This is a genomic window from Ralstonia soli (assembly GCF_023955655.1).
GTDB lineage: Bacteria > Pseudomonadota > Gammaproteobacteria > Burkholderiales > Burkholderiaceae > Ralstonia > Ralstonia soli.
Map to the genome: position 1 here is coordinate 123,148 of NZ_JAMXHT010000003.1, position 16,999 is coordinate 140,146.

At 65.2% G+C, this 16,999-nt stretch carries 12 protein-coding genes and 1 other RNA gene; 7 read left to right on the plus strand and 6 right to left on the minus strand.

Annotated elements, in window-relative coordinates:
- Positions 1 to 5: 5 nt before the first annotated feature.
- From recR to NG900_RS07580, 4 genes are all read right to left on the minus strand, one after another.
- Entirely contained in the window at positions 6 to 626 is a 621-nt protein-coding gene (recR, locus tag NG900_RS07570; protein WP_252678753.1) for a recombination mediator RecR, read from the minus strand.
- Positions 626 to 757, minus strand: a complete 132-nt coding sequence (locus NG900_RS26600) for a hypothetical protein (RefSeq protein WP_289813714.1) — start codon at positions 755 to 757, stop codon at positions 626 to 628. Before NG900_RS26600 ends, recR begins: the two co-directional genes overlap by 1 nt.
- Positions 758 to 781: 24 nt before the next feature.
- Positions 782 to 1,129, minus strand: coding sequence for a YbaB/EbfC family nucleoid-associated protein (locus tag NG900_RS07575; RefSeq protein ID WP_252678761.1), 348 nt, complete (start codon positions 1,127 to 1,129; stop codon positions 782 to 784).
- A gap of 78 nt (positions 1,130 to 1,207) precedes the next feature.
- Positions 1,208 to 3,394 carry a DNA polymerase III subunit gamma/tau gene (locus NG900_RS07580; RefSeq protein ID WP_252678762.1) on the minus strand — a complete coding sequence of 729 codons (2,187 nt, stop codon included), beginning with the start codon at positions 3,392 to 3,394 and terminating at the stop codon, positions 1,208 to 1,210.
- Positions 3,395 to 3,520: 126 nt separating this feature from the next.
- Here NG900_RS07580 and ffs point away from each other — a divergent pair.
- Positions 3,521 to 3,619, plus strand: an RNA gene (ffs, locus tag NG900_RS07585) — signal recognition particle sRNA small type.
- Positions 3,620 to 3,675: 56 nt separating this feature from the next.
- Here ffs and NG900_RS07590 read toward each other — a convergent pair.
- Complete coding sequence (locus tag NG900_RS07590) at positions 3,676 to 7,197, minus strand: UvrD-helicase domain-containing protein (protein ID WP_252678763.1); 3,522 nt, start codon at positions 7,195 to 7,197, stop codon at positions 3,676 to 3,678.
- Entirely contained in the window at positions 7,194 to 10,037 is a 2,844-nt protein-coding gene (locus NG900_RS07595; protein ID WP_252678765.1) for a PD-(D/E)XK nuclease family protein, read from the minus strand. Before NG900_RS07595 ends, NG900_RS07590 begins: the two co-directional genes overlap by 4 nt.
- 219 nt (positions 10,038 to 10,256) lie before the next feature.
- Here NG900_RS07595 and trxA point away from each other — a divergent pair, with 219 nt between their 5' ends.
- From trxA to NG900_RS07625, 6 genes are all read left to right on the plus strand, one after another.
- Positions 10,257 to 10,583, plus strand: a complete 327-nt coding sequence (gene trxA, locus NG900_RS07600) for a thioredoxin TrxA (RefSeq protein ID WP_252678766.1) — start codon at positions 10,257 to 10,259, stop codon at positions 10,581 to 10,583.
- A 190-nt stretch (positions 10,584 to 10,773) separates the two neighbouring features.
- The gene (rho, locus tag NG900_RS07605; RefSeq protein ID WP_252678767.1) at positions 10,774 to 12,036 is read left to right on the plus strand and encodes a transcription termination factor Rho; all 1,263 of its coding nucleotides are present in this window, start codon (positions 10,774 to 10,776) and stop codon (positions 12,034 to 12,036) included.
- Positions 12,037 to 12,302: 266 nt separating this feature from the next.
- On the plus strand, positions 12,303 to 13,676 hold the full coding sequence (locus NG900_RS07610) for a sigma-54 dependent transcriptional regulator (RefSeq protein WP_252678769.1): 1,374 nt from the start codon (positions 12,303 to 12,305) through the stop codon (positions 13,674 to 13,676).
- A gap of 1,061 nt (positions 13,677 to 14,737) precedes the next feature.
- Positions 14,738 to 15,406: a LuxR C-terminal-related transcriptional regulator gene (locus tag NG900_RS07615; protein ID WP_252678771.1), complete on the plus strand. Its 669-nt coding sequence runs from the start codon at positions 14,738 to 14,740 to the stop codon at positions 15,404 to 15,406.
- 39 nt (positions 15,407 to 15,445) lie between these two features.
- Complete coding sequence (locus NG900_RS07620; RefSeq protein ID WP_252678776.1) at positions 15,446 to 16,312, plus strand: M90 family metallopeptidase; 867 nt, start codon at positions 15,446 to 15,448, stop codon at positions 16,310 to 16,312.
- On the plus strand, positions 16,309 to 16,866 hold the full coding sequence (locus NG900_RS07625) for a hypothetical protein (protein WP_252678777.1): 558 nt from the start codon (positions 16,309 to 16,311) through the stop codon (positions 16,864 to 16,866). Before NG900_RS07620 ends, NG900_RS07625 begins: the two co-directional genes overlap by 4 nt.
- Positions 16,867 to 16,999 lie beyond the last annotated feature (133 nt).

The window sequence follows — 16,999 nt, forward strand, 5'->3', positions numbered from 1 at the left end:
GGAAATCAAAGCTGGCGCCGGTCGAGCACCGCGCGGGCAATGGTGCCCGCATCGACATATTCCAGCTCGCCGCCCACCGGCACACCACGCGCCAGGCGCGTCGCCTTGATGCCGCGCGCCTTGAGCATTTCGCCGATGTAGTGCGCGGTCGCCTCGCCTTCGCTGGTGAAGTTGGTGGCAAGGATGACCTCGGTGCACGGCCCGCCCAGCGCCGGGTCGGTCGCACGGGCCAGCAGGCGTTCGAGGTGAATCTCTTTCGGGCCGATGTTGTCCAGCGGCGAGAGCCGCCCCATCAGCACAAAATATTGGCCGCGATACGTGAGCGTCTGCTCGATCATCATCTGATCGGCCGGCGTTTCCACCACGCAGAGCACAGAGGCATCGCGGCGCACGTCCAGGCAGGTTTCGCAAACATCCTGCTCGGTGAAGGTATTGCAGCGGCTGCAGTGCTGGATCGACTCCGTGGCCTCGGCCAAAGCCTGCGCCAGGTGTGCAGCGCCATCGCGATCGTGCTGCAGGAGGTGATACGCCATGCGCTGCGCCGACTTGGGACCGACACCCGGCAGCACACGCAAGGCCTCAACCAACATCTGCAGCGCCGACGGCGTACCCGAGCTGTTGCGCATCACGCGTACTCCGGAAGCGTTGTGACCGACGGCAGCATCACGCAAATGACGTGGCGCGCCTTGCCGAAGGCCGCCTTAACGGCAGCCTCCTGGCCCGGCTCGACATACGGCAGCGCGGATTCCAGCACCATGGCGATCCTGACCGGTGTGTCGGCTCAGAACGGCAGCTTGAAACCCGGCGGCAGCATGCCAGCCATGCCGCCCAGGCCCGAGGTGACCGAGCCCATCTTCTCTTGCGTGGTGGCCTCGGCCTTGCGCACGGCATCGTTGAACGCCGCGGCGATGAGGTCTTCCAGCAGGTCCTTGTCCTCCCCTTCGGCCAGCAGGCTCGGGTCGATCGACACGCGCTTCACATCGTTCTTGCAGGTCATCACCACCTTCACGAGGCCGGCGCCGGACACGCCTTCCACCTCGATCTGGGCGAGCTGGTCCTGCATCTTCTTCATGTTTTCCTGCATCTGCTGGGCTTGCTTCATCAGCCCGGCGATCTGGCCTTTCATCATGGTCGTTGCTCCTTGGAATGGGTCATACGAGGCGCGCCGTTCGGAGGGGCGCGCCGTTGTTCAGTTCGGGATGGCGATTCAGTGCGCGTGCGGTTGGATCGAACCCGGGACGACCTGCGCAGCAAAGTCCCGGACCAGCGCCTGCACAAACGGGTTGGCGGCGATGGCGTCTTCGGCATCGCGCTGGCGCTGAGCCCGCTGCTCGGCATCGACGGCAGCCGCAGTGGCGCGTGCAGCGCCGATATCGCACGCCACGCGAACGGGCGTACCGAAGTGCTCGGTCAGTGCCGCCTCAAGGCGCTCGACGACATTGGCTTCGGTCAGTGGGGGCAGCGGCACGCGCACGCGCATCGTGACGCCTTCCACAGCCACCAACTCACTCTGGTATGCCAACTGCTGAGCCAAGCCGCGGATCGGCAGGCTCGCCGCCAGTGCAGGCCAGTTGCCGTCGAACGTGGTCAGGCTGCTGGCACTCAGGTCAGGCGGCGTGGCGGCGGCCACGGGCTCCGGCGAGACAACCTTGGCGGGAGCAGGCACAGCAGCGGGGGCTTCGATCTGCGCGGGGCGCGTAGCGGGCTCAGGCGTGCCCGGGCGCGCGCTCGAAGCGGAATCCCAGCCGGCGAATGCGGCATTGATCTCCTCGAGCGACGGTGAAGCAAACTCGCCCGGCATTTCATCCCAGGGCGGCGGGCCATCGTCGACAGGTTTGGCAACCGCAGCCGGCGATTCGCGACGCGGCGGCGCCGATGCCGGTGCAGCAACAGGATTTGGGCGCGGCCCGGCAACCGCAGGGCGCGCGACGGGCGCGGGCGCGGCAACAGGCACAGCCGCGGGCGCCGCGGCGCCGCCACGACCACGACTCGATGCCTGACGCGCCGCGGCCAATGCCTCCATGGCCGGCGAGCGACGCGCCGGTGCCGCGACCGAAGCCTCAGCCACGGGCGCAGTTGGCGCAGAAGCCGGCGGGCTCACCTGATAAGTCGCGCGCGGCGCCTCAACCACGGGTTCCTGACGCGCAACTTCCACCGGAGCCGCCTGAGCAACCGGCGCCGCCACAGGCGCGGCTGCGGCCATCGCCGAGCGCGCCGATGCGGCCGGCGTACTCGCCAACGACATCGTGCGCTTGCCACCACCGCCCGAAGGCGGCGTGGGGGCTCCACCCGACTGCCCGGGCTGGAACGCCAGCATGCGCAGCAGCGTCATCGTGAAGCCGGCGTACTCATCCGGTGCGAGCGCCAGCTCGTTGCGGCCGAGGTTGGCAAATTGATAGAACAGTTGCACCGACTGCGCATCGAAACGCTCGGCCAGGCGGCGCACATCGTCCGCTTCGGGCCAATCGTCCTGCACGGCAGCGGGCACGACCTGCGCCAGCGCAATCTTCTGCAGCAATGACGCAAGATCCTGCAGCGCGCCCGAGAAGCTCAGGCTGCGCCCGGCCATTTCGTCGGCAATCTCGACGAGCGCGGCGCCGTTCTCGTCGGCCAGCGCATCGAGCAGCCGCACGAGATAGCTCTGGTCAATCGCGCCGAGCATCCCGCGCACGGCTCCCTCGCTCACCTCTCCGGCGCTGTAGGCGATGGCTTGGTCGGTGAGCGACAGCGCATCGCGCATCGAACCCTGTGCCGCGGCGGCCAGCAGGCGCAACGCATTCGGCTCGTGGGCGATCCCCTCTTCACCGAGGATGCGGTCGAGATGGGACACAATATGCCCCGGCGGCATCTGCTTGAGATTGAACTGCAGGCAGCGCGAGAGCACCGTTACCGGAATCTTCTGCGGATCGGTGGTCGCGAGGATGAACTTGACGTGCTCGGGCGGCTCTTCCAGCGTCTTCAACATCGCGTTGAAGGCGTGGTTGGTCAGCATGTGCACTTCATCGATCATGTAGACCTTGAAGCGGCCGGCCGTCGGCGCGTAAACCGCTCGGTCGAGCAGCTGCGCCATCTCGTCGACGCCGCGGTTGGAGGCGGCATCCATCTCGATGTAATCGACAAAGCGCCCCGCATCGATCTCGGTACAGGCGCGACACACGCCGCACGGCTGCGCGGTGATGCCGCCCTGCCCGTCCGCGCCCACGCAGTTCAGCGATTTGGCAAGGATGCGCGACAGCGTGGTCTTGCCGACACCGCGCGTACCCGTGAACAGGTAAGCGTGGTGCAGGCGCTGCTGTTCGAGCGCATGCGTGAGCGCTTTCACCACGTGTTCCTGACCGACCAGCGTGGTGAAATCGCGAGGGCGCCACTTGCGGGCGAGCACTTGATAACTCATGCGGCGGATTGTAGCAAAGCGAGTTGGATTTCCGACGCGGTTTCCGTGCGATCAACCCGCATGCGCGCCGAGCGAATTGCAAGGATATTCAGGTGGGGACGTGCGAGTCGGTTACAATGGCGGTCGGACGGGCCTCCTCGCATGGTGGCGCGGTCAACCTGGTCAGGTCGGGAACGAAGCAGCCACAGCCGTTTCCTGCCAGTGCCGAGGGTCAGGCTCGTCCCCCTTCTCTTTTCCCTCCTGCCTCATCCCTCCCCGGTTTTCATTGATCTCGCCCCGCGTCAGAACAGCGCGCCCTGGGTGTCGTCGTGTGACGTCTGTGCCGGCTTGGGCAACGACTCCAGATCGATCCATTCGCCCTGTGCGGTGGCGACACCCGCACGCACGGAGCGCCCGGGATACATCGGCGTAACAGCGCTTACATAGCCACGCAACTGATCGGCATACGCCGCGCGCTCCACGGGCAGCAGACGCAGCTTGTAGTCGACCACAAGAACCTCGTCGCCGCGTTCGATGAGACGATCGATGCGCAGCAATGCGCCATCCGGGCCGAACAGTTCGATCTCATTGTGAGCGGCATCAAAGCGTGCGGGGTCGAACACGTGCGTCAGGGCTTCTGCGGACAGCATGCGGTGCACCGCATCGGCAGCACGCGTGGCATCGGCCTGCGTCACGCCGCTCGCGCCGAACCAGCGCGCGATCGTCGCGGCGTCGAGGGCTTGCTGAGGGCGCCCATAGCGCGTCAGGCGCTCAAGCACGGCGTGCAACAGTTCACCCTGGGCGACGGCGCCCTGATCGAAGACGATGTCGGTCGCGCTTTCCGCCGATGCGCCTGCATTGCCGATACGCACCGTGACCGTGAGCGGCGCGCGGAAGTCGTGGTACGAAACCGTTTCGGCTTCGGCAGGCATGGCATCCGCGCTGTCAGACGTATCGAGCACCGGTGCCGGTGACGCCACGCCCGCGGTGGCCAACAGCGTGTACCAACTGGCTGTGCCGTCCACCTCGGGCGCATCGCCCTCATCCACCGATTGTGCCGCCGCTGTATCGCGCTTGTTCGCCACCCCGGAAACGATCAGCGCCTGCCGTGCGCGCGTCATTGCCACGTACAGCAGGTTCCAGTTTTCACGCTCGGCGAGATCGTTTTCTTGCTTGAAGAGAGGCTCACGCGCGAGGCCACGCTCGGACGTCTTCCCGAACGCGGAGAAGTGCGTGGGCGCCTGCGCCCCAGGCGGCCAGTCGATCAGGATGCCAGCGGTATCGACACGCGCATCACTGTGGTGGCTGTCGAGGAGCACGACAAACGGCGCCTCCAGCCCCTTCGAGGCATGGACGGTGAGGATCTGCACAGCATCCAGGCCTTCGCTGGCGACTTCGGCGTCGATGGCGTCGGGTGCCTCCGTTTCGCCTTGCACGCCTTCATCGGGGCTCTCATCGTCGTCGCCCTGGCGAATGGCACGCAGCTCGGCCATGAACTTCGGCAGGCTGGGGTACCGGCCACCGTCCAGATCGAGCGCGAGCTTGAGAAACGCGTCGAGGTTGGCAAGCACCTGGTCGCGGTTGGCGGCGGGGGCACGCTCGGCATAGCGGCGCTTGAGCTCGCCGGTGTAGACGATGTGGTCCAGCAGATCATGCACGGGCAGCGTGGGCGCCACGGCCAGCCAGCGCGAAAGCATGCGGTGCGCGTGGAGCAACGCGGGCGCTGCCTCAGTCCGGCCAGCCAACGCTGTCAGGCGCTCCCACCACGTCAATGCAGGGGCGCCGTCGCCAGCCTGAGCCAGCGCGATCAGGTCGTCATCGGTGACGGCAAAGATTGGGCTACGCAACACGTGCGCGAGCGACAGATCCGCCTGCGGCGTCATCAGAAAATCGAGCAGCGCGCACAGGTCAAGGGCTTCAAGCGTGGCCAAGAGGCCACCGCGACGCGGGCTCAGGTACGGGACGCCGGCGTCGCGCAGCGCACGCTCGTAGTCGGCAAGGTGGCGCTTGCGGCGCACGAGCAGTTGGAAGTCGCTCCAGTGCACAGGGCGCTCGACACCGCCCTCGCGGATGCGCTCGTTGGCGTGCAAAGCGCGCAGGCATGCGGCGACCTGGCGGCCTTCTTCGTAGCGCTGGGAATCACCGGCTTCCTCACGCGGCTCGGTGAGCGTATCGCGCGGTGCTGCGTCGTCGGCTTGTTCGGTTTCGGGCACCGGCACCAGGGGCAGCAGCAGCGCTTGCCCGATCGGGGCATCGACAGCCGTGCTTTGCTCGGCGTAGATCGGATAGTCGCCCCGCGCACGCGCCTGCAGGAACACGGCGTTGACCCACTCCAGCACCGCCGGCGCATTGCGGCGCGTGCGGTTGGTGCGCAGCACGGTGGCGCCAAATTCCGCGACCAACATCTCGCGTGCGGCGTCGAACAACCGAGCATCGGCGCGGCGGAAACGATAAATGGATTGCTTGGGATCGCCCACCAGGAACACGCTCGGCTGCGTGCCAGTACCCGCATAGCCATCCAGCCAGCCCTGCAGGATGCGCCACTGCATCGGGTTCGTATCCTGGAACTCATCGAGCAACAGGTGCTTGTAGCGCGCATCCAGCCGCACCTGCAGATAGGCCGCCGTGTCCTCCTGCTGCATGAGTCGGGCGGCTTCCCATTCGAGGTCGGCGAAATCCATCGCGCGCGCCTGGCGCTTGTAGGCCTGGTAGCGATCGATGAGCGCATCGCCGAGCGTGAACAGCGCTGCGTTGACCGCGCGCACACGCGCTTCCTGGCGGCGCGCTTGCACCGTGGTCAGCGCTTCGCACAACGCGGTGTGCAAAGTCACCAGTGTTTGCGCAGCATCGTCGCCGATGGCCTTGATGAGCGCCTTGGTCGGCTTGCAGGCGCGCGCCTTGCCGGCCTGCGTGTGGAATGCGGCGAACAGCGCATCGAATGCCGGCGCACGGGCGGCTTCATTCGAAAGGTCGATCCCGCGGGCTGCCGTGACCGCGGATTCGATCATCACCGCACGCTTGCCCTCGGCTGCACCGCCCTGCCCCAGCCAGCCGGATACACGCAGCATGTCGGCCAACAGCGCAGCATCCTGCAACACCTCGATCAACGGATCCGTGGTGGCATCGTCGCCGAGCAGCGCATCGAGTGCATTCAGCGGATGCGCTCCGGCCTGCGCCTTGTACGCCCACCAATCGCTGCGTTGATGGAACATCGCGTCGAGCAAGCGGCCTGCTTGAAAGTCGCCGACCAGATCCGCCAACGCCTCATACGCGGCACGCAGATCGGCGTACCCCTCCGCCAGCAGCCCGCGCCAGAACGGCGCCCAGGCCTCCCGCCGCAACCGCCCCGCATCCTCACGCAGCGATGCACCCTGCTGCACGCCCGACGACAACGGCGCTCCGCGCAGCAATGATCCAAACCAGCCGTGGAACGTATCAATCGCCATGCGTTGCGGCGATTCCAGCACGCGTGCGTACAAACCGCGTGCCGTTTCGACCAACTGCGGTGCGTCGCGCTCATCCACCGTGCGCGCGATCAATTCGCGCACGACACCAGCATCGTCGGCACTGGCCAGCTGCGCGAGGATGTCCAGCAAGCGCTGCCGCATCTCTTCAGCCGCCTTGCGTGTGAAGGTAATGGCGAGGATGTCAGCCGGTGCCGCCCCCGCCAGCAGCAGGCGCAGCATGCGCGTGACCAGCAGCCACGTCTTCCCGCTACCCGCACAGGCTTCCACCACGACGGAGCGCAACGGGTCGCATGCGGCGCGCGAGAAGTCTTCCGGCGAAACGGCGGCGCCGTCACGTTCATAGGCGTGGTCGCTCATGACCGGCCCTCCGGTTCACGCGGCGCGCCGTCGGTCCAATACCCCTTGCGGCACAGGCCACGCGCCGCGCAATAGCGGCACGCCGATTCATCGCCAAACGCCGGCAGCGGCGCACCGGCGGCAAGCGCGGTCATATCCTTTTGCATCTGTTCGATCAGCCAGTCGACGATTTGCGTGAAGTCGGGCAGCACCACGTCGCGTTTATCACCGCGCGCTTCACCATCGAGCGACACCCAGGCGCCCGCATCGGCGCGCCTGTCCAGGACTCCGTAGAACGGGAGCTGGCAATCCTCGAACGGCGTCTTGGCACGCCGTGCCAGCACCATCTGTGATTGCGTCTTGTAGTCCAGCACCGCCACGCCGTGCTCGTCGTGCACGTCGATGCGATCGATGCGGCCGCGCAGGCGCAGTGGGCGTTCATTCGGTAGCGTGATCGAAGTGTCGGCATCAATTTCGCCAGCTTCAAAACGCCAGCCCTCGGCCTCACGGGCGGCCTGCCACGCCAGATACGACGGCATCACGCCCTGCCAGCGACGATAGAACCGCAGCGCATTGCCGTCCTCGGCCAGCAGCGGGCCGAACAGCGCGTCGGTAATCCCTTGCAGCAGCACCAGACGATCGGTCGGATCGTGCATCGGCACCTCCAGCAACTGCCGATGGAAACGATGCAGGATCGCGTGCAGGATCTCGCCGATGTCGCGCTTCTCCAGCTCGTCGGACACCTCTTCCAGCTCGCCCAGCCGCAGCATGCGGCCGACGAAGAACTGGTACGGGCAGCGGCGCAGACTGTTGTACGCGGCCGCGCTCAGCGTGGAAGGCACCAGCGCGGGTGCGGCAGGCGCGGGCATGTCGGTCGGTTGGCTCGTGGTCTGGAGGCTGGGCAGAACGACGGGCGTATCGATACGCACACCACCCACTGCCAGCCTCCGCTGCAGGCGTTCGAGCCAGCCGGACAGGCGATGCGGCTCTCCGCGGCCGCCGTGACGTTGCCAGGTGAGCACCACTTCGGGCTGATTGAGCAGCACCTCGGCCAGGTCGCGCGCCTGCTGGGCAAAGCGCTGCGCGCGATCGGGCAAGCCCAGCTCACGGCGCACGTCGTTGGAGAAGAACAGCCACTCCGGCTGCGCTGACGGCAGCTGTGCATCGTCGCAGCCAACCACCACGACACCATCGAAGCGCCGCATGCGCGCCCCGTTCAGCGGCAGGATGACCACGCGCCGATCCGCCGGCGGCGCCGGCTCACTGAAGACGGCGGACTCGAGCAACATCGACAGCAGCGCCCGCCATTCCGTGAGCGAGAAACGGGCACCGGCGTCGGCACTGCCATGCACGGATACGCGCAGGCGGTCGATCCAATCGAGCAGTTGTCGGCCGGCATCGTCGTTCTGCAAACCGGTGCGCATGTGCAGGCGATCGAGTGTGCCAGCCAGCAGCGTCACCCACGCGTCAAGCGTGGCGCTGCCGGCGCGGCGCCACAGTGCAGCCTCGTCGGCCAGAAGGCCAAGGCGGTCGGCCAGGCGGCTGACCTTCGGCTCGCCCTCGGCGGCGTCGGCGGGACGGTCCGCAACCAGCCGGCGCAATCGCCCCCACCCACCCGACACGTTGTGTCGGCGCACGCGGCGCTCCAGCTCGGCGACCCACGCGGGCGTGGCGGTGCCGGCATCGGTGTCGCGCAGACAAAACGGGCTCTTGATGAGATCCAGCAGCGCGCCGGTGTCGCCATCGCCCTGCACGACATCGACCCAGCGCATCAGTGCGGCAGCGGCGCGGGTGGTAGAGAGCTTCCAACCGGTCTCGTCGCGCACCGGCACGTTCACACGCGCGAGCAGCGCACGAACGCGCCGCGCGACGATGCGATCCTGCGCCACCAGCGCCAGCGAGCGGCGCCCTGCGTTCAGCCAGTCGACCAGCGTATGCGCGGCGAAGGCGGCTTCGTCCTCAAAGCGGGCAGCACCTGCAATACGCAGCACCGGCGCGGGAATCTGGGCGTCGGACGCATCGTCCGTGGTCTGCGCCGGCGTGGCGCATTCGGGCCACGCATGCAACAGCAGATCGCGAAAATCCGCGTGCGTGGAAGGCGCTGCGGATGCTCCGGCGTCCGGCGCATTCCAGTCGTAGCCGATGCTCAGGACCGGCACGCGTTCGGCAGCGCGCTGAAGGAAATCGAGATCAACGGCTTCGGGGTCCGTCGGGCTCATCCACACGATCGGCCCGCGCAGTTCGTCCAGCAGGCGCCGCATGGCACGCAACCGCATGGGGATCGGGTCGGCGGCACCGGAAAGCAAGCGCCAGAATGTCAGCACGATGCGGGACTCGGTCCCGAGAAAGCGCTCCGAGAGTTGCGCGTAGGTGTGCTCCAGCGCTTCGGCCAGCGCCGCCTCCAGTTCATCGGATCGGCCTTCGGTATCGCTGTGGGCGGCTTCCAGTGTCAGCCAGCGCTGCGACAGCTCGTCCGATACGGTCACCAGCACCTGCGCGACGCCCCACAGCGCGGCATCGTCCTGTGCGCCAAGCGCTTCGCGCAGCCAGCTCTGCGTCTTGATCGCCTGCTGTACCGCCAACAGCCGCGAGAGTGGCGTACGCGCCGACGGCAGGTCAGGTTCGGGTGGCAGATCCAGCAGCCAATGGCCCAGCGTCAAGATGCGCGGCAGCAGGCGCGGCGTGCCCGCGGCCTGCGCACTGGCATGCAGGGCACCGCGCACCCCGGGGATCTGCGCGGCCGTCGGCACGACAACCGTGGCTGCACCGGAAGAGAGCGCATGCGCATCCAAAAAACGCCATGCAGCGTCGGCGGCACGGGAAAGAAATGCTGGGCCAGGCGCGAAGGCAAGCGTCTGCATGCGGGGTGGTGTGTAGCGATGAACCGAAAGACGAGGAAGACGAAGATGCGCGGCTATCGGCGTGATAGCCACAATCAACGATTGAAAACGAGGGCGTCGGTACTATATCAGCAGCACCCGCGCCGACAGTGGTCCCAATGCACGCCGGTTCGCGTAATCGTGTAATGTATGGGTTCGGCGCACGTCGCCAGCTTTTACGAAATAACAGAGGTTCCCGCCATGAGCGAACAGATCAAGTATGTGAGCGACGCGTCCTTCGAGGCCGACGTGCTCAAGTCCGACAAACCCGTGCTGGTCGATTTCTGGGCCGAATGGTGCGGCCCCTGCAAGATGATCGCCCCGATCCTGGACGAAGTCTCCAAGGATTACAGCGACAAGGTGCAGATCGCCAAGATCAACGTCGATGAAAACCAGGGCGTGCCAGCCAAGTTCGGCATTCGCGGCATCCCGACGCTGATCCTGTTCAAGAACGGCGCTGTGGCCGCGCAGAAGGTGGGCGCGCTGTCCAAGTCGCAACTGACGGCATTCCTGGACAGCCACCTGTAAGCCGCAGTATCCGGCAGCGCACAGCACCTCGCGTTGCCCATCCACACGCTGGCGCACTTCCGCCTGGAAGCCCGCCAGCGTTGTGCTAAGATTGCAGCCAATCTGTTTCCCCGAGCGTTCGCTCGACCTTTTCCCCCTCCCCCCGTTTTTCGTTTCGCTGCCCGTTCGGGCCCTTCCCATTCTTTCGTCTATGCATCTGACAGAACTGAAATCCTTGCACGTGTCCCAATTGCTGGAAATGGCTGGGCAGCTGGAGATCGATAACGCGCAGCGCATGCGCAAGCAGGAATTGATGTTTGCCATTCTGAAAAAGAAGGCGAAACAAGGGGAAACGATTTTCGGCGACGGCACGCTTGAAGTGCTGCCCGACGGCTTCGGTTTTCTGCGCTCGCCGGAAACCTCGTATCTGGCCAGCACCGACGACATCTATATCAGCCCGTCGCAGATTCGCCGCTTCAATCTGCACACCGGTGACACGATTGAAGGCGAAGTCCGCACGCCCAAGGATGGCGAGCGCTACTTCGCGCTGGTGAAGGTCGACAAGGTCAACGCGCAGCCTCCTGAGGCGGTCAAGAACCGCATCATGTTCGAGAACCTGACGCCGCTGCACCCGAACAAGCCGCTCACGCTCGAACGCGACATCAAAGCCGAAGAGAACATCACCGGCCGCATCATCGACATGATCGCCCCGATCGGCCGCGGCCAGCGCGCGCTGCTGGTGGCATCGCCCAAATCGGGTAAGACCGTGATGCTGCAGCACATTGCGCACGCCATCGCGACCAACCACCCCGAAGCCGAACTGTTCGTGCTGCTGATCGACGAGCGCCCGGAAGAAGTGACCGAAATGCAGCGCACCGTGCGCGGCGAAGTGGTGGCTTCCACGTTCGATGAACCGGCCGTGCGTCACGTGCAGGTGGCCGAGATGGTCATCGAAAAGGCCAAGCGCCTGGTCGAACTGAAGAAAGACGTGGTGATCGTGCTGGATTCGATCACGCGTCTGGCCCGCGCGTACAACACCGTGGTGCCGACCTCGGGCAAGGTGCTGACCGGCGGCGTGGACGCCAACGCGCTGCAACGCCCGAAGCGTTTCTTCGGTGCGGCACGTAACCTGGAAGAAGGCGGCTCGCTCACCATCATCGGCACGGCGCTGATCGAAACCGGCAGCCGCATGGACGACGTGATCTACGAAGAGTTCAAGGGCACCGGCAACATGGAAGTGCACCTGGAGCGCCGCCTGGCCGAGAAGCGCGTCTACCCCGCGATCAACCTGAACAAGTCGGGCACGCGCCGCGAAGAACTGCTGATCAAGCCGGACATCCTGCAGAAGGTGTGGATCCTGCGCAAGTTCATCCACGACATGGACGAGGTCGAGGCAATGGAATTCCTGCTCGACAAGCTGAAGTCGACCAAAAACAACGCCGAGTTCTTCGACATGATGAAACGCGGCGGCTAAGCCTCCTGCTCGCATTACCAAAAGCGCACCCTCCGTGGTGCGCTTTTTTATTGCCGTGTCACTCACATGCCGGTTGTACCGCGTCTGCTGAGCAGCCTCGTGAAACTCGCTAGTTCATTTGCATTACACGTCTGACGGGCAAGCGTTTGCGTTCCTCCTCCGTAAACGTCATCGCAAAACGCAAACCCGGCAACCATACTGCAAGCCTGCCCTGGCTGAGCCGCCTCGGGCAGGAAGGAACCACGAAAAAATCGAACGGGGGAACCATGCGCGACGAGTCGCTGGATTGTACGGGTGCGTGCCGAACCGTTGTCGTGGCATCACGTACAGGAATGGGGGAAATCGACGAGACGATTCTGGGCGCCGACTGGAACGTGCGCCGCGTCACGTCGATGCGTGAACTGGGCTGCGCGATCCGTGACGGCGTGCCCAAGGCGGGCCTGATCGATTTCAGCAGCGCGTTTTCGGCCGCCGAACTGGACTTGCTCGAGCGCTGCATGCAGGTGCCACACGTGGGCTGGGTGGCCGCACTGCCGCCGGCCATGCTGAGCCATGAACGCGTGCGCCAACTCGTGCGCGATTACTGCGTCGACTACGTGCAGATGCCGCTGCGCACCGAAGAGGCTGCGTATTCGCTGCGCCATGCGTGGGGCATGGCGACACTTGCACAGGAAACCACACCGACCCCCAAAGCCAACCACGCACGCATGCTGGGCGAGTGCCCCGCCATGCACAACCTGTTCCGCGCCATTCGCAAGGTCGCGCAAAACAGCGCCCCGGCATTCATCGCAGGTGAATCCGGCACCGGCAAGGAGTTGACCGCGCAGGCGATTCACGAGGCTTCGGCGCGTGCAAGCGGGCCGTTTATCGCCATCAATTGCGGGGCGATTCCGCCGCACTTGATCCAATCCGAGCTGTTCGGCTACGAGAAAGGCGCCTTCACCGGCGCGCATCAGCGTCACATCGGCTGGGTTGAACATGCCAACGGCGGCACGCTCTTCCTCGATGAAATCGGCGACCTGCCGCTGGAGAGCCAGGTCAGCCTGCTGCGCTTCCTGCAGCAGGGCACGATTACGCGGCTGGGCGGGCATCAGGCGATTCCGCTCGACATCCGCATCATTTCGGCAACGCACGTGGACTTGGAAGCGGCCCAGCACCACGGCGGTTTCCGCACCGACCTCTTCCACCGGCTGTGCGTGCTCACGCTCTCGGTGCCACCGCTGCGCGAGCGCGGCAGCGACATCGTGCTGCTGGCCGAACACATTCTCGCCCAGCACGCCAGCGAGGCCTCGCACCGCATCCGCGGCTTCACGCCCTGCGCGCTGCACGCGATGATGCACTACCCCTGGCCGGGCAACGTGCGCGAACTCATCAACCGCGTGCGCCGCGCGCTGGTGATGACGGATAACCGCAAGATCTCCGCCGCTGACCTGCACCTGGAAGGCTACGCATCCGTGTCAGGCCAGACCTTGGAAGAAGCGCGCGAAGGGGCCGAATCAGATGCCATCCGCACGGCCATCGCGCGCAACGGCTTTCACATGGGCATGACGGCGCGCGAGTTGGCCGTATCCCGCGTGACGCTGTACCGGCTGATGCAGAAGCACGGCATCCGGGCAGAGCACCCGTTGCATCCGGCTTGACCCGACCGGTTTGATTGCCTTCTACGGGGCGTGGCCAGGGGCCGCGCCCCGATTGCTTTAGGACGTCGATTGCGATGCGCAACTTGATGCCCCCCGTCACCCTCGCCCCAAGTGCCTCATCCGACACCGGAAAACCAGTCAGTTCGGAGACGCCTGCAAAAAAAAAAGAGTGCCCGCCGGGGGACGGAGCACAAAACCGTTGAGCGCGCCGCAGCGCCGGCCGGAGCTTGGCACGTTGCGGTAGCGCCACATTCGTGGGACCACATCGTCGCGGGCCACCCATCCAGCCCGCCAAAGTGCATAGCAGGCCCCAGGGATCGGACTCGCCGACAGACACACCCCACTTCCGGGGGGATTGCGCCCGCCCGTTTGCCGTTGGATTGTTAAGCCACGCATGCGACGTACTCAGTTCGCCGTCCGAAAGCACGGACACGATAGAACCGGTGGATGGATCGAATGCGCGGGTGGGAAGCAGACCGAAGGTGAGTCGCGCCGGCAACGTATCGGCGAGAACGCTTCGAAGAGCGGCAAGCAGCGCGATTGCGCGTTGCACGAAGATGCCGCTGTCTACTGCGAGTGCTGGCCCCATGACGACCATGGCCGCACGATTCGCGACCACTCCGGTCCCCTCGACCGTCCACCCGAACGGCAAACGTCGAGCACAGCGCTGCGCGATGATCGGCATGGCTCGCTCCTCCCCGAAGAGGACAGAGCGACAACCATGCCATGATGGGTAATGCCTTGTTTTTACGGGATATTCTGCACGCGGAAGACGGATTGCCCGCTGCGGCGCGCGATTTTTGTGTCAAGGCTGAAACGGCCCTTGCCGCAAAAATGTTGCCACAGCCCCCTCCGCTTCCTCGAATAAGTGAATTGCGCGCCCTGGCAAAACGCCGACTGATGAGCCAGGACGCGGCAACGAGAGTCCCGACGCATGACCGTGGCGGCTGTCATTTTTGACGTCGGCCACTAAAATGATTCGGAACGGGGGTCTGCTCCGGCCTGCTTCCTGCCGGGGCGACAAGGATGTTCGCAAGATCGGTAACAGGTCGAGAACAACGATGAACACTGTTTTGATCGAAGCCCATCCGTTGGTGCGTACGGGCATTGCGCATCTGCTGCGGACGCTCAAAGGCGTCACCGGCGTCACAGTCGTCGAGCCAGACGAAGGGATGTTCGACGCCATCGAGACCAATGCCGACGCCGGTCTTCTGGTGATCGGCCTGCCGCTGCCACACCTCGACGAGTTGTCGGCCATCGGCGAGATCATGCATCGGCCGCACGCGCGCCACGTGGTTGTGCTGGCCGAATCCGAGTCCCCCGACATCATCCGCACGCTCATGCAGATGGGCCTATCGGGCTATACGCTCAAGCATTCGCCGGGCGAGGTCATCGCGGCTTCGCTGGAGCTGGTGCTGGTGGGCGGGCAGTACATCCCCGCCAGCGCCCTGCTGCCGGAATCGCGTTTGGACGGTACTCCCAACCCGGCACTGGCCGGCGATCCGCAGACCGATCCCAAGCTGCTCGGCATCACGCCGCGCCAGTACGAGATCCTGGTGTTGCTCTCGCGCGGGCATCCGGTCAAGACCATCAGCCGCATGCTGAACATCTCCGAGGCGACAGCCAAGGCGCATATCAGCACGCTGTATCGCCGCCTGAAAGTCCGCAGCCGGACCGAGGCCGTGTACGTCGCCAACCAGCGCGGCGCGCGGCTGCTGTCGGTGGCCTGATCCGCCTGGAACGAAGGCACGCGCCGATATACTGGACGCATGCTTTCGTCTGTCTTCCGCTGGTTCTCCGGCCGCGCACGATCGCGGCGCCTTGCCCGCTACGCCATCTCCGACACGCTGTGGTCGCGCACACGCATCGGCTTGCCGTTCCTGCAGGATTGGTCGGACGCTGATCTTGCCCGCCTGCGCGAAACGGCCACGCTCTTCATCGCCGAAAAGGAATTCACCACCGCCCACGACCTGCCGCTCACCGACGAGATGGTGATCAGCATTGCCGTGCAGGCCAGCGTGCCGATTCTTGAGCTGGGCATGGCGTGGTACGGCGGATGGCATGGCGTGGTCATCTATCCCGGCGAGTTCGTCATCCGCAAGGAAGTCATGGACGAAGACGGTGTCGTGCACGATGTGCGAGAAGAAGCCGCCGGCGAAGCATGGGAGCACGGTCCGGTCATCCTCTCGTGGCAGGACATCGAACTCGGCAGCGCATTGGCCGAGCCCGGCGCGCAGCCGTACAACGTGGTCATACATGAGTTCGCGCACAAGCTCGACATGCTCAATGGCGAATCGGATGGCATCCCGGCGTTTTCGTCGCGGCTGCATGCCGACATTGACCGCGAGCAGTGGGCTGACGATCTCTACGCCGAATACGACGCCTTTGCCGGGCTCTGCGAACAGATTCCGGAGCGCCGATGGGATACCGACCCGATCCTGGCATTGCTCGATCCCTATGGTGCCCAACATCCGGCCGAGTTCTTCGCAGTCGCCTCGGAAGTGTTTTTTGTCGAACCTGTTGCGCTGCTGGGAACGCTGCCTTCGCTGTACGCACTCTTGCAGGCCTTCTATCGGCAAGACCCGGCACGGCGCGTGCTGCACGCGGAGCAACGCCAGGAAGGATTCTTGCCATGACGATTCGCCAAGCACTCCATGCAACGCTGCTCGGCTGCAGCCTCGCCACAGGCACGGTGTGGGCCCAAATGGCGGCTCCTGTGGTGATCAGCGTGACAGCGCAATTCGATGGTCAATCCGAAACCAAACGCGTCACGCTACCGATGGAAACCTCCGGCACGGGCCAGCATGTTGCGCTGCTCGAACGCACCCAAACATACGATGTGGGCGGTTCGATGCCGCGTGCGCAATGGGAAGCGCGCTTCGCTGCCGGCCTGCCCGACGATACGGCCCCGCTCGGCTGCGATGCCACTACCTGCCAGTTCATGCGCCATCGCTGGGCCAAGACCGGCGTGGACGTGACCTTGCGCCCGATGGTCGTTTCTGGCGAATTCCAGACGCTTTCCATCGGCGTGACATTGCATCGCTTCCAGCCCTCACCTGACGCCGACGCGCCCGCCCGCGTCGACACATGGACGCGCAATCTCGATACCTCGTTGCGCGTGGGCGACAATCGGGTCATCGATCTGGACGGCCACGGCGTGCTGACGATCGAGCGCCTCGGCGCACCATGATCAAAGAAGAGATTTATACGACACTTTTTAATGCACTGGCACGACGCAATTTGGGACAAGCGCGTTGCCCAAGCCTTTGTTTCTCTGGCATAATCTGCGTTTCTCCACCCGGCAAGTGATTCGACGGCTGGTC

Coding starts and splice junctions, on each gene's coding strand:
- NG900_RS07580 (WP_252678762.1), bottom strand. CDS start 3,394: ATGAGTTATCAAGTGCTCGCCCGCAAGTGGCGCCCTCGCGATTTCACC.
- trxA (WP_252678766.1), top strand. CDS start 10,257: ATGAGCGAACAGATCAAGTATGTGAGCGACGCGTCCTTCGAGGCCGAC.
- NG900_RS07590 (WP_252678763.1), bottom strand. CDS start 7,197: ATGAGCGACCACGCCTATGAACGTGACGGCGCCGCCGTTTCGCCGGAA.
- NG900_RS07620 (WP_252678776.1), top strand. CDS start 15,446: ATGCTTTCGTCTGTCTTCCGCTGGTTCTCCGGCCGCGCACGATCGCGG.
- NG900_RS07625 (WP_252678777.1), top strand. CDS start 16,309: ATGACGATTCGCCAAGCACTCCATGCAACGCTGCTCGGCTGCAGCCTC.
- recR (WP_252678753.1), bottom strand. CDS start 626: ATGCGCAACAGCTCGGGTACGCCGTCGGCGCTGCAGATGTTGGTTGAG.
- NG900_RS07615 (WP_252678771.1), top strand. CDS start 14,738: ATGAACACTGTTTTGATCGAAGCCCATCCGTTGGTGCGTACGGGCATT.
- rho (WP_252678767.1), top strand. CDS start 10,774: ATGCATCTGACAGAACTGAAATCCTTGCACGTGTCCCAATTGCTGGAA.
- NG900_RS26600 (WP_289813714.1), bottom strand. CDS start 757: ATGGTGCTGGAATCCGCGCTGCCGTATGTCGAGCCGGGCCAGGAGGCT.
- NG900_RS07595 (WP_252678765.1), bottom strand. CDS start 10,037: ATGCAGACGCTTGCCTTCGCGCCTGGCCCAGCATTTCTTTCCCGTGCC.
- NG900_RS07610 (WP_252678769.1), top strand. CDS start 12,303: ATGCGCGACGAGTCGCTGGATTGTACGGGTGCGTGCCGAACCGTTGTC.
- NG900_RS07575 (WP_252678761.1), bottom strand. CDS start 1,129: ATGATGAAAGGCCAGATCGCCGGGCTGATGAAGCAAGCCCAGCAGATG.